At 57.3% G+C, this 12,547-nt stretch carries 11 protein-coding genes; 6 read left to right on the forward strand and 5 right to left on the reverse strand.

Annotation, left to right across the window (positions count from 1 at the left end; genetic code table 11):
• The first annotated feature begins 53 nt into the window (after window positions 1–53).
• Window positions 54–1,205, forward strand: coding sequence for a rhodanese-related sulfurtransferase (locus tag ABNV41_RS08540; protein ID WP_196332521.1), 1,152 nt, complete (start codon window positions 54–56; stop codon window positions 1,203–1,205).
• On the opposite strand, the gene terL is transcribed toward ABNV41_RS08540, so the two are convergent.
• From terL to ABNV41_RS08555, 3 genes are read right to left on the reverse strand one after another with little or no spacing between them, the layout of a single operon-like run.
• The gene (gene terL, locus ABNV41_RS08545; protein ID WP_349934546.1) at window positions 1,202–2,656 is read right to left on the reverse strand and encodes a phage terminase large subunit; all 1,455 of its coding nucleotides are present in this window, start codon (window positions 2,654–2,656) and stop codon (window positions 1,202–1,204) included. The two genes, ABNV41_RS08540 and terL, sit on opposite strands and share 4 nt — an antisense overlap.
• Window positions 2,657–2,690: 34 nt before the next feature.
• On the reverse strand, window positions 2,691–2,870 hold the full coding sequence (locus ABNV41_RS08550) for a hypothetical protein (RefSeq protein ID WP_050819318.1): 180 nt from the start codon (window positions 2,868–2,870) through the stop codon (window positions 2,691–2,693).
• Entirely contained in the window at window positions 2,857–3,399 is a 543-nt protein-coding gene (locus ABNV41_RS08555) for a hypothetical protein (protein ID WP_050819317.1), read from the reverse strand. Before ABNV41_RS08555 ends, ABNV41_RS08550 begins: the two co-directional genes overlap by 14 nt.
• 163 nt (window positions 3,400–3,562) lie before the next feature.
• Between ABNV41_RS08555 and ABNV41_RS08560 the strand changes: the two genes are divergently transcribed.
• Entirely contained in the window at window positions 3,563–4,210 is a 648-nt protein-coding gene (locus ABNV41_RS08560; RefSeq protein ID WP_050819316.1) for a hypothetical protein, read from the forward strand.
• On the opposite strand, the gene ABNV41_RS08565 is transcribed toward ABNV41_RS08560, so the two are convergent.
• The gene (locus tag ABNV41_RS08565; RefSeq protein ID WP_080986752.1) at window positions 4,207–6,309 is read right to left on the reverse strand and encodes an acyltransferase family protein; all 2,103 of its coding nucleotides are present in this window, start codon (window positions 6,307–6,309) and stop codon (window positions 4,207–4,209) included. The two genes, ABNV41_RS08560 and ABNV41_RS08565, sit on opposite strands and share 4 nt — an antisense overlap.
• Window positions 6,310–6,354: 45 nt before the next feature.
• On the opposite strand from ABNV41_RS08565, the gene ABNV41_RS08570 reads away from it, so the two are divergent.
• The 3 genes from ABNV41_RS08570 (at window position 6,355) to ABNV41_RS08580 (ending at window position 9,796) form a co-directional block, all read left to right on the forward strand.
• Window positions 6,355–6,717, forward strand: coding sequence for a hypothetical protein (locus ABNV41_RS08570; protein ID WP_050819315.1), 363 nt, complete (start codon window positions 6,355–6,357; stop codon window positions 6,715–6,717).
• 22 nt (window positions 6,718–6,739) lie between these two features.
• On the forward strand, window positions 6,740–8,083 hold the full coding sequence (locus ABNV41_RS08575) for a B12-binding domain-containing radical SAM protein (RefSeq protein ID WP_003628950.1): 1,344 nt from the start codon (window positions 6,740–6,742) through the stop codon (window positions 8,081–8,083).
• Window positions 8,084–8,695: 612 nt separating this feature from the next.
• Window positions 8,696–9,796 carry a Hint domain-containing protein gene (locus tag ABNV41_RS08580; RefSeq protein WP_230844461.1) on the forward strand — a complete coding sequence of 367 codons (1,101 nt, stop codon included), beginning with the start codon at window positions 8,696–8,698 and terminating at the stop codon, window positions 9,794–9,796.
• Window positions 9,797–9,875: 79 nt separating this feature from the next.
• On the opposite strand, the gene ABNV41_RS08585 is transcribed toward ABNV41_RS08580, so the two are convergent.
• Entirely contained in the window at window positions 9,876–10,280 is a 405-nt protein-coding gene (locus ABNV41_RS08585) for a recombinase family protein (protein ID WP_250698164.1), read from the reverse strand.
• A gap of 467 nt (window positions 10,281–10,747) precedes the next feature.
• On the opposite strand from ABNV41_RS08585, the gene ABNV41_RS08590 reads away from it, so the two are divergent.
• A complete protein-coding gene (locus ABNV41_RS08590) occupies window positions 10,748–12,511 on the forward strand; it encodes a Hint domain-containing protein (protein ID WP_050819314.1) in 1,764 nt (587 codons plus the stop codon).
• Window positions 12,512–12,547: the final 36 nt, after the last annotated feature.

Raw genomic sequence — 12,547 nt, forward strand, 5'->3', positions numbered from 1 at the left:
CCCTTAGTTAAAAATTGGAAAAAAACTTGTCTGCCCCCGCTGCTGGCGGGTAAATGGGCGGCATTGAAATGCAACCTGATTGCGGTGCTGTAAGCCGTGGCGCGGAACGGATGATCTGCAATCACCCAACAGGCCCAAGGAACTTGCCGAGCATGACTGCCCAGCCCACTGCCCCCACGCCCGATACCCAAAACGCAGCCCTGCCCATTTGCGTGGCGGCCCTTTACCGCTTTACCCCATTTGCAAACCCGGCTGATCTGCGCGGGCCGTTGCAGGATGTGTGCACCGCCAACGGGGTAAAAGGCATTCTGCTTTTGGCATCCGAGGGCATTAACGGCACCATTGCAGGCACAGATGCCGGTATTGGGGCCGTGCTGGCGCATATCCGCACCCTGCCCGGCTGCGCGGATATTGAGGTCAAGTTCTCCCGCGCGCCAGAAATGCCCTTCCTGCGCATGAAGGTGCGGCTGAAAAAGGAAATTGTCACAATGGGTGTGGAGGGCACAGACCCCAACCACATTGTGGGCACCTACGTGCCCCCCACAGAATGGAACGAACTGTTAAAAGACCCCGACACCATTCTGATAGACACCCGCAATGATTACGAAGTGGCCGTAGGCACGTTTGAGGGCGCAATAGACCCGCAGATTAAAACCTTTAGGGAATTTCCTGCATGGTTCCGCCAACACCGTGAGGAACTTCTGGCAAAGGGCCGCAAGCCACGTGTGGCCATGTTCTGCACCGGGGGCATTCGGTGTGAAAAATCCACCGCCTTTGCCAAGGCCGAAGGGCTGGATGAGGTGTACCATCTGCAAGGGGGTATCCTGAAGTATCTGGAAACCGTGCCAGAGGCAGAAAGCCTGTGGCGGGGTGAATGTTTTGTGTTCGACCAGCGCGTAACAGTCGGCCACGGCCTTAAACCCGGTGAGCTGGAACTGTGCCACGCCTGCCGCACGCCCATTACGGCGGAAGACAAAGCCAGCCCCAAGTTTGAAACCGGCGTATCCTGCCCGCACTGCTACGGCCAGTGGGATGAAGCCCGCCGCGCCCGCCATGCGGAGCGTGAACGCCAAGCCCGTTTGGCCGCACAGCGTGGCGAGGCCCATTTAGGCGCCAACATGGCGGAAGAACGCGCCCGCAAACGCCAGCAGCGTGAGGAAGAAAAGCGCCGCCAGCAGGCTTTGCGCCAGCAGCACGCACACTAAATACGGGCCAGAAAATCTGGCCCAAAGCGCGGCAGAGGGTGTGCCTCTGCCAGTGCTGCAAAGGCACCGGCGGCAGCATCCACTTGGTCATCATGCGTGGCGGCGGGGAATGCTGCCAGTTCCTCCGTAAACGCATGCACCCACGGGGCGCGTAGCAGCAGCACGTTGCCAGCATTTACCTGCGCAGCAAATGGGGCTGCGCGGGTGGCTTTATCTCCTGTTTCACGCACGCAGCGCACCTTGTAACCGGCCAGCCTGCCGGTAAGGTACCGCGCCTGCGCCACACCGGCCTGCCCGGGGTCTTGCGGCAGCACAATGTCCACCCCCACACCATCACGCGCGGCGGTGGCCAGCAAGGCGGCTTCTACCTGTGCGGGGTCTCCACGCAGGCGGGTAATGTCCGCCACCACAAAGCGCCCATCTGGCAGGTGGTGCATTTTTACGCCCACTGTCCAATCCGGGTTGTTGCTGCCGCTCTGGCGGGTGGCGGCCAAATCCCACCTCCGCACGGCGGGGCCAGATGCTGCGGGCAGTGCCTCCTGCACACCCAGCATGTGGGTGTGGAACAGATTGCCAGAAAGCGGCACCGGGTTTTGCTGGTACAGTGCAGCCCATTCCCGCTCCCCCACGGCCTGACGTATCCGCGCAAGTTCCGCCGTATCAAACGCCTGCGGCCACAGTGCCTGCCCCGGTATGCGGCCCAGCGCATCATGCGCGGTGGCTAGGGCGGGCAGGTCCAGCACATGCCATGCCTCACCCGTTTTGTTGTGCATATCATCCAGCAGGCGGCCTGCCAGATCATCCATGCTCCACCGCGTCATCACCAGCACAATGGCGCCGCCGGGCATCAGGCGGGTGCGCAGCACGGCGCGGTACCAGTCCAGCACAGCGGCACGGCGGGCGGGGCTTTCGGCCTCCTGCCTGTCCTTTACGGGGTCATCTATAATGGCCAGATGCGCGCCGCGGCCCGTAAGCCCGCCGCCCACACCCATGCCGGTGTAACCCCCACCCTGTGCGGTGTGCCATACATCCCGCGCGCTGCTATCCGCCGCCAACTTTGTTGCAGAAAACAACGCCCCATAGCGAGAGGACGCCACAATATTGCGCACATCGCGCCCAAAATCCTGCGCCAGCGTAGCCCCGTAAGAAGCCCCGATAATCTGCCGCTTGGGGTGCCGCCCCAGATACCAAGCGGGAAAGCGGCGAGATGTCAGCTCCGATTTTCCGTGCCGGGGCGGCATAAACACCATCAGCCGCGTAATACGCCCGGCCTCCACCTGCTCCAGCGTGCGGGCCAGCAGGGCATGATGTGCGCCTGCTTTGTAATCTGATAGTGTATAGCGGGCAAAATCCAGAACATGCTGGCGTGCGGCCTGCCTGCGTGCCAGTTCTGCCCGCGCCACCCGGCCCGCCTGCATGGCGCGTGCGGGTTGGCAGTGAGCGTTGGGCATGAAAGGGTTTTTTCCAAATAACAGCTACAAACCATTAAGGCGGCGGCACGCCGTTTTCCTGCGCAAGGGCGGCCAGTTCCTCATCCGTAAAGGCATCTGCGCTGCGGCGTGGCAGGGCATCTGTGGCAAGGCCCGAAAGCTTGGGGTGCATATAGGGCGCGGCCACCTTGGCGGCATCAAACTGGCGGTCTGTTATGCTTTCATCCCCCTGCATGATGCGGGTGAAGATATCCAGCGGGGTTACGGGTTTTGTGCTGCGCCTTTTGCGGCGCGCCATCGGGGCCAAAGCTGATGGCCCTAATGCGCCCTGCGCGGGTGCTGCTGTCTTGCGGGGCATGGCCACGTATCCAACCCTGTTGAACAAAGGAAGATCCAGACCGCACGCCCCTGCCGTGGGCTATAAACGGGCGGTCTGTTTCGTGCTGATGGTGGTGGTGCTCCCGCGCAAGGGCGGCCACCATGCGCTGGCATGTGGGCGGGTTAAGCTGGCCCACACAGGCCAGCCCCGCCATAGTGCCGCGCCATACCGGGCGGCAGCGCAGCACGGCCTGCGCGGGGCACCCCAAAAGCAGGGCTTGCGCCCAACCTATGCAAATATCTGCCCGGTGATGGTCGCGCGGGGTGCATAGCAGCGGGCACATCACCACACCCGTAGGCATAACCTGCGCCACAACCCACCACCGGGCCCCGCCACGCAAAACCGCGCCACAGGCCAGCTTTGCCCTGCGCACTGCTGTAGGCATAGGAATGTCCTTGGTTTTTTACAATTTTTGGGATGATGAACGGGAATTAGGACTGACCACGCAGCCTGTCAAAACAGGGCAAACCAGTATGTGAACACACAGTTAAGAACTGTTCCCAATCAGGACTGGCAAATATATCGAACACTGTTATAGTGCGCCGCGCGTGACAGAAAATCTTGGCAGAATGGGTGATGGGGAGGTCATGGACAAAGCTTGTGCATGGTGTGACCGTATCTACCACACCAACACCCACGCGCCGTATTGCAGCGCCCGGTGCCAGAAAAAAGCAGAAAAAGCGCTGCGTGCTGTCTCGGTTGAGCCCATTTCACACACTTCAGATGCAACGCGCGCCATACGTTTTGGGCTGGTAAGCCTTGTGGGCATTGCGACGGCGGGCTTTGCCATGCTGCTGCTGGCTGGCCCCGTGCCGCTGGAACCTCCGCCCGGTGGGCACATGCCGCCGGGTGTGGCCTATGCGCTTAACACCGCACCCCCGGCACCGGGCGCGCAGCCCTACCACGTTATGCCGCCCGCCATGGCCATGCCCCCCGCCCCCGCGCAGGATATGACCGCGTATCATGAAGGGCAGAACGCCCGCCATATCTGGAACCGCTGGATTGCCGGGCTGAGCGGAGACCGCAAGCGCGGCGCATTGTTCTGGATGCAAGGTGCCACCCACCAGCGCAACGATTCGTGCGATGGCACGGCAGGTTTTGCCATGGGCTGCTTTCAGGCCCGCAGGCACCTTTCCCCCATATTGGCCAAGTGGAACGATGCCCCGGATTTCTGGCTGGGCTGGAACACGCCCTAACGGGCCAGAACATCATCCAAAAACGTGGCGTGCTGTTGCACAAAGCCGGGCCTTAAATGCTTGTCATCTGCATATTTGGGCGTGGCTGGCGGGGTAATAACCGCGCAGGCCCGGCCGGTGCCGCAGATATCGGGCCACGCATCCAGCACCTTTGTCCCCGCTTGTGTGGCAAGGGCCTGCACAAACGCCGTATCCGCCGCCATATCGTTACGGAGCTGCTGGGTGGGAATACCCTGCTCCAGCAAAGCCGTGTTGACGCCAATATGCATCAGGCTACGGGCCACCAGTTTATCGGGGCTGAAGCGTGCATCTGCCGGGGTGGGCAACACCAGCCACACAGGCCGCGCCCCATTGCCCGAAAGGCTGCGCATATCCTGCACAAAAGCCGCCTGTTTTTGTGCCTGTGTGCCCGGTGTGTGCAACAGCACACGCGGCCAGAACGCCCCCACCACCACGGCCTGCACATTCTGCTGTTGCATGATGCGCTGCTGCACGTTTTGCATATTACCGCAATATGCAAAGGATTTTTCATAAACCTCGCCCGCAAAGGGGCTGCAACTGGGGCCTGCTACAAATATAACCGTGTGCTTAAGCCGCCCCTGCTGCAACAGTGCCTCTACCCTCGGCCCCCACTGAAAAAGCAGGCTGTCCCCCGTAAACATGATGGGGTGGCCCGCATGGCCTATGGTGGCCACCGTTAGCCCGTTTTCGTGCGTGATGTGCATATGCGGTGTGGGGGCAAAAATGCCATCATGCACCGCCAGATTGATGGCAGAAAGATCTGTGCCCGCAGGGGTGTGTGCAAACCGTGCGGGCCAGCCGGCAGTGTGCCACGTCAGCAGCCCCGCCGCGCATAAAGCCACCAGGCCGCCCACAAGGGCCACCGTTTTGCCTTGCCGAAAATGCCCGCCGCGCAACGGGTTTTCCACACACTTGGTGGTCAGCCACGCCAGCACCAGTGCTGCGCCCATAAGCGCAAACCCCGCACTGTTGTGAATAACCCCAGCCCCACGCACAATATGAAACCAGGAAACCAGCGGCCAGTGCCACAGATACAGCGGGTAACTGATAAGCCCCACCGCCCGCATGGGCCGCACGGCCAGCACGTGCCGGTTTACCCACGCGCCAGCGCCTGCCCAAATAAGCAATGCCGTGCCCCCCGCAGGCAACAGCGCACAAGGAGCGGGAAAGCCCACACCCGGCCGCAGCACCACAAACCCGGCCAGCACACAGGCCAGCCCCAAAACACCCGCGCCATTACGCACCCGGCCTGTGCCCAGCAAAGCGGCACACCGCGCCAGCATGCCGCCCATGCCCGCAGGTGCAGGCTGCGCCGGGGTGGCACGCGCTGCACCCTTTGGCCCACGCTCCGCCACACCGTGCAGGGCAAGGCCTGCCCCCAGCATGAACTCCCACCCTCGGCTAAGGGGAGAATAAAACCCGGCCCCCGGCCACCACACACTGCACGCCAGACTATATAAAAAGCACGCTGCCCCCGTGGCCCCCACCAGCACGCCTGCGCGCACCCGCGCGGCAAAGCCCAGCGCCAGCACCAGCACCAGCGGCCAGACCAGATAGAACTGCTCCTCCACCCCCAGTGACCATAAATGCAACAGCGGCTTGAGCACCGCAGCGCGGTCAAAATAGCCCTGGGCGTGCCACATCAGCAGGTTGGCCACAGATGCCGCACCCGCTGCGGCATCCAGCCCCACGGCGGCAAGCTCGGTGGGCAATAGGGTAAACCACCCGGCCAGCAGGGTGGCGGCCAGCACCACCAGCAATGCGGGGGCCAGCCTGCGCACCCGGCGCGCAAAAAACGAGGCCACAGAAAACCGCCCCGCCCCAAAATGCGCCACCAGATGCCCGCTGATTAAAAAGCCGGAGATTACAAAAAACGCGTCCACCCCGCCAAAGCCACCGGGCAGCGCGGCAGGAAAGAGGTGGTACACCACCACCCCCACCACAGCCAACGCGCGCAGGCCATCTATATCTGCCCGCCACCCGGCGTTGTTGGGCGGGGCCACAAGCTGGGCCGCACTGCCGGGCCAAAACCACGCCGCCACCTGCATAACAGGCCGCAAAAAGCCAAACCCGATCATCCCGCCCCTTTACGCCGCCAGCCCATACGCCAGTGCCCCTTATATATGCTGCACCCCCACCCTACACGCAGGTTTTATGCCACCCCGTGCCCGGCACCGGCTGTGCCCCCATACGCGCCACGCCATCAGCCCGCCACGGCCCCCACTACAGGCATGGGAGCCATGCCAAAAGCCCGGTTCCGCCGCATTGCGGGAAACGCATGGATATGCCAAATCCATGCCCTGCGTGCATCCCTGTTATTACGGCGCACGCTGCGCCTTACCGCCACCCCGCAGGCCAGCTTAGGGGCTGCGTTTGGTTACGGTGGGCACACATCCGCCATGCTTGAGCGGAGGTGGACAGCCCCCCACCCCTGCTTATGTATATTCCGTAACAAAGGGGCACCATCTGCCCATTTTTTCTTTTAATCCAGCAGATCCTGATACCCACATGCCAGCAAATGACCTACGCCTTCTGATCATTCAGCCCACGCATTATAAAGCCCCTACAGACCGAACGCTGTTTAAAACCAAGCGCCGACAGATGGTGCCGCTTGCCCTGCCGTACCTTGCCGCCCTGACCCCGCCAGAGTGGAAGGTAACGCTGCTGGATGAACAGCTTGAAGATATAGATTTTGATGCGCCGGTGGATGTTGTGGCCCTTACGGCCTGGACGCTCCATTCCTACCGCGCTTACGATATTGCCAAGGAATTTCGTAAACGCGGCGTAAAAGTTATTATGGGTGGCCCCCATGTGTATTTTAACGCCGAAGAAGCCGCCGAGCACGTAGATGCCGTGGGCGTGGGTGAGGCCGAACCCATCTGGAAGGAAATGCTGGAAGATGCCGCCGCCAACCGGCTGAAAAGCATTTACCGCGCCACACCGCTAAAGGAACTGAACGGCCTGCCCGCCCCAAGGTATGACCTGCTGGACCTTAAAAAGTTTGGCCCCTTCCGCACCTTTGCCGTGCAATCCTCCCGCGGGTGCCCGTTTGTGTGCGATTTCTGCTCCGAACGGTTTTACCTTGGCGGCCGCTACCGCTGGCGGCCGGTGGACGAAATGGTAAATGAGCTCAAGCTTATCAAGAACCGTGGCAGCCACTTCTTTTTTGGTGAAAGCAACTTTGGCGGCAAGAAAAGCCGCGCCATGGAACTGATGGAAGGGCTGGTGCCGCTGGGCATTCGCTGGTCTACCCTGTGGTCTTCCAATTTGTGTCTGGATAAGGAGTTTCTGGATCTGGCGCGCAAATCGGGCGTGATGCACGTGAATATCGGTATTGAAAGTATTGATAAGGATATTCTGGACGGCATGCGCAAAGGCTGGAACAAAGCCAGCCGCTACCACGAAATGTTTGAAAACCTGCGCCAGCGCGATATCAGCTACTCGCTCAACTTCATCTTCGGTTTTGATGATGAAGACCACGATATCTACCGCGCCACCATCTCCTTTCTGGAGGAACACAAGGTGCCTGCGGCGTATTTCAACATTCTTACCCCCACCAAGGGCACGGCGCTGTTTAACCGTATGGAAAAGGCAGGCCGTATTATCAACGCGCCAGAAATTGACCGCTGGCCCGGCCAGATCTGCCAGATCTGGCCCAAAAACTGCTCCCCCAAGGAAATGGAAGCCCGCATTCAGTGGATGTATAAAAAGTTCTACTCCATGCGCTCCATCTTCAAGCGGCTGCCTTTTCCGCCGCGCACCCGGTCTGATATGTCATCGTGGATTTTGGATCTTACAGAACGCCGCATGGCTTTTTCCTCCACCGGCAATAACGATTTCGATATTTACTAAGCCCTGTTCAGCCCCATTCCCCCGCCCCAATGGTGGGGGAATGGCATGGGTGCCTCATCCATTCATGCATTCCAGATATACTTTATTTGCATAAATAACGCGGAAGTGACAGATCAGACCGAACTTCGCGTTAAGTAAACATTTACACATCCCCCTGCATTGGAAAAAAATATTCATCTTGCTGTTATAATTTCCGGTTTTTCAATTTTTAGCTTTCCCGTGTCTTTTACACCAAGGCACTTTTCATAAATATATCACAAAAAAATTGTATAATTTTTAATACATTTCAGTATTACTTTTTTACTTTACTTGAATTATTGATATTTTTACTTAAGTTAGATTTACATATACACAACATACTAAAATGATAAACTAAGCTTCCGGGTAATTTATTTGCTTTTATAACTTGGCAAAATTTTTATGGCTGGTACAGTATGGCGCAATCAAGGCCTGATGGATGCAGTTGCAACACACATTAGGCATGTATGCCTTAATTCCTCAGGTTTTGAAAAAAAGTTCTGGATGCGCCTTGTTCTCGCAAGATCAAGGAACATTTTACGTTGAAGCACAGATACGGAAGTTGTTTTCCGTGGTGTAAGTCAGAAGGAAGAAATGACAGCGCTTCCCCGCCATGCGGTTGTGCATGACATTCACGACAAATCCGGTCAGACCCTTCCCGAGGGCGCCTTGGCACGTCATCCAGATATTTCTGTGCCCGGCGTTCTTCATGATACCAACATCCATACCCAAAGCGGGCCGCAGCCTGTACAAAGCCTTACACCCGGCCATGTGCTTGTAACGTATGACCCGGAAATGGCAGAAACGCCTGCCCCGGTTACCAAGGTTATGGCCCAGCATATTTGCGTGCTGCCCGGCCTGCCGGAAGATGAGGCCGGATACCCCATACGCGTGCTGCAAGATGCCATAGCAGATGGCCTGCCCACGCAGGATGTGCTGCTAACGCCAGACCAGTGCCTGTTTTTTGAAAACAAGTTTGTGCCCGCAGCCCTGCTGGTAAACCGGCTTTCCATTTTTTACGATCACACGTTTGAGCGCTACACCGCTTACCCGCTAGAAACGGCTGGCCCCGCCATTATTGTGGCCGAAGGGCTGCTGGTGGCCAGCGCACTGCCCCCCTGCCCCAACAACACGCACTGGCACACCCGCACAGATGCCCCCGTGGTAACAGACCGCGAGGTTGTGGCCGCGCTGTACCACCGCCTGTTGGCGCGCGCACAAAGCCGTGGCCTAAGCCATGAGCTATATACCCCGCCCGAAATCACGCATGAGCATGACCTCAGCCTGATTACAGATACCGGCAAGCTTATCCGCAAAATGCGGGAGCAAAACAATCTGGCCATGTTTATGCTGCCGCCCAACGTGCATGAGGTGCATCTTTCCTCCCGCGCAAGCAGGCCGGTAGATGTTATTGCCCCATATGTGCAAGACAAGCGCCGCCTTGGCATACGCGTTGGCAATATCACCCTTCAGGAAAACAGAAAGCCCCGCAATATTTCTTCACATATGGAGAAAGACCTTAAGGGCTGGCACGAACATGATGGTGAACCCGGGCGCTGGACAGATGGCCACGCCCACCTGCCCATGATGGCAGAGCGCAGCCAGAACAAGATGGGGCTTTTATCTATCCAGATTTTGGATACCATCCCGTATATGAAGCACGATTTTCACGGCCCTCGTAAAAACGGTAAGTAATTCACAAGGTTTTGAAAAAATAATACGTTCCGTATCATGGCTCCGTGTTTTTGCGGGGCTATGGTTCAGAACGTATCTTTCATGATTGGCGGGGTATTTTTTTCAATAACCGCGAAATCATGCTGATGCTTACATCATATTCTTCAGCAATTTCACGCAGCGTGCAGCCTTTGGCGCGTGCCTGCGCCACGGCCTCGTACTGCTGTTGCGTTAATTTGCTGGGCCGCCCCATGCGGCACCCGGCAGACATGGCCTTGTGCCTGCCTGTAGACATACGCTGGCGTATAAAGCATTTTTCAAGTTTTTCCAGCCCGCCCAGCACTTCCAGCATCAGCGCGCCGTGTTTTGCACACGTGTTCACCCATGGTTCCTTTAGGGAAACCAGCGTGCACTCCTGTTTTTGAACCTGCAAGATAATATCACGCAAATGCCGCCAACTGCTTACAATGCAGTCCATTTGCGCCACAGCAATGTGTGTGCCCATCTTCTGCCGTGCCACAAAGTGCAAAAAAGAAGATCCGTTTTTTGAAAAAGAGCCAGTAAATATAAACTGGCATCCCGATTCTTCCAGAATCCTTTTTTGCTCATCCCGGCTTACAAATGGGCAATCTGCACTCACATATCCTATACTCATAATCATCTCCATGTGCAGATAATATCTTCGTGTGAAATTTGATAAAATTTCCTTGTTTTTCAAAAAAGTTTCAAACTTTTCGGCGGCCTTATAGCACCGCTTTCATCATATAGAAACAATCCGTACCAAAAACAGCCTATTTTTAATTGTGTCTTAATTTTAATTTTGTAACTGTTGTTTATATTTAAACAGTTTTTTCATAACTTTACTATTTATGAAAATAAATATCCATACCGCCTCATCAGCGTTCTCCCATACTATACATGCAAGAATCAGAAATATTCTTTATTTCCAGTACAGCATTTAGGAATATGTCGATGTCCACTATCCTTTATGGTTATGGCAACACTGTCACCACCAGCGGTAGCTATACACTCGTTCCTGCGCTTTGGGTTCCGATCGTTGCAGCCGTCGGCGGAGGTGGTGCTACATTTAAAGGAAGCAATGTTACCGCCAAGCTCAATTTTGCCTCATCACTTGCTGCTCTCATTAACCCCTACAGCGTTACGGCAGAAGATGGCGCAAACGTTACCGTTGATATCGGCTCTACCGTGGTGGGTGCGCTTACGGGTGCCTCCTTTACAGCAGATGGCGGCACCATTTCCCTTACCGGCGCCAATATTATTACCGCTCTTAGCGGCACAACATACACTATAGAAAACGGTGGCACCATTAATATGGGTGTTGTGCAGCAATCCGAAATTTCCGCGCTCAGCGGGGCAGGTATTACATTTGGCAGCGGTGGCGGCACGCTGGTGGTCACACCCGCAAGCGGCGTAGAAATTCTAACATTCACCAATATTGATGGTTTTAGCAACGCAGGGGCCACTATCGAAATTCCCGGCGCGGGCTACGTTACAAACGCCACGTATAATGGCTCGGACACAACCATTACCACCAACACCGGCATTACCGTTGTTGTGAATGGAGATCACACCCCCGCCACCAAAACGCTTTATCAGGCCACCAGCGGGGGCAACCTTTACCTTAGCGCCACAGCGCAAAACAGCAGCGGCTCAACGGGTGTTCTGGTTTGCTTTTTGCCCGGCAGCATGATCCGCACACCCAAAGGTGATGTGGCAGTAGAAAACCTTGTTGCAGGGCAGGAAGTTCTTACATTTGCAGCAGATGGCCAGCCTGTTGCCCGCCGCATTACATGGGCAGGCAAGGCCCACGCCCGCACCAACCCGGCTGCGGCGGATGATGTTGCCGGCTACCCCGTGCGCGTGCGTGCCAACGCCATTGCTGATGGCGTGCCCGCAGCAGATTTGCTGATTACGCCAGAACATTGCCTGTACATGCAAGGCAGTTTTGTGCCTGCACGCATGCTGGTAAACGGCACATCCATTGTGTACGATACAAGCTTTGCCGGGTATGATTACTACCATATAGAAACCGAAGGCCACGCCGTTATCATGGCCAACGGTATGCTTACAGAAAGCTATCTGGATACAGGCAACCGCGCCAGCTTTACGCAGGCAGGCCCCGTGGCCCGCATTGGTGGCGCCGTAAAAAGCTGGGCGCAGGATGCCGCCGCCAAGCTGGAAACCTCCCGCACGTTTGTAGAACCCCTGTTCCGCACTCTGGCAGAACGTGGCAGCACACTTTACGCAAACACCACTGCACAACAGGCTGCACACACATCTGCCCAGCCCAATTTGCATCTGGTTACCGCGCAGGGCCATAGCGTGCACCCGCTGCGGCATGAAAACGGCATTTACACCTTTATGCTGCCCGCACAGGGGGCACAAAATGTGTATCTGGCATCTCGCACCTTCCGCCCGTGCGATGCAGAAGGCCCGTTTGTAGATGACCGGCGCACATTGGGCGTAGCCGTAGGGCAAGTCAGCATTACATCCGCTGGCACGCACCAGCCCGTAACCGCGCATCTTGAGGCCGAAGATCTGCAAGGTTGGCACGCGGCAGAAGTATCTGGCCACGCACGGTGGACAAACGGCCACGCCAAGCTGCCGCTGCCTGCCACGTTGCAGGGGCTTTGCCTGCTGCATGTGCAGGTTTTGGCAACAGGGGCTTACACCGTGCCCGCACATACGGCGCAGGTGCAGGCTGCTCTGGCGTAAAAAACCGCACAGCACAGCATATGCTTTGCAAAAAAG

The organism is Acetobacter sp. A11-2 (genome assembly GCF_040208445.1).
Classification (GTDB): domain Bacteria; phylum Pseudomonadota; class Alphaproteobacteria; order Acetobacterales; family Acetobacteraceae; genus Acetobacter; species Acetobacter oryzoeni.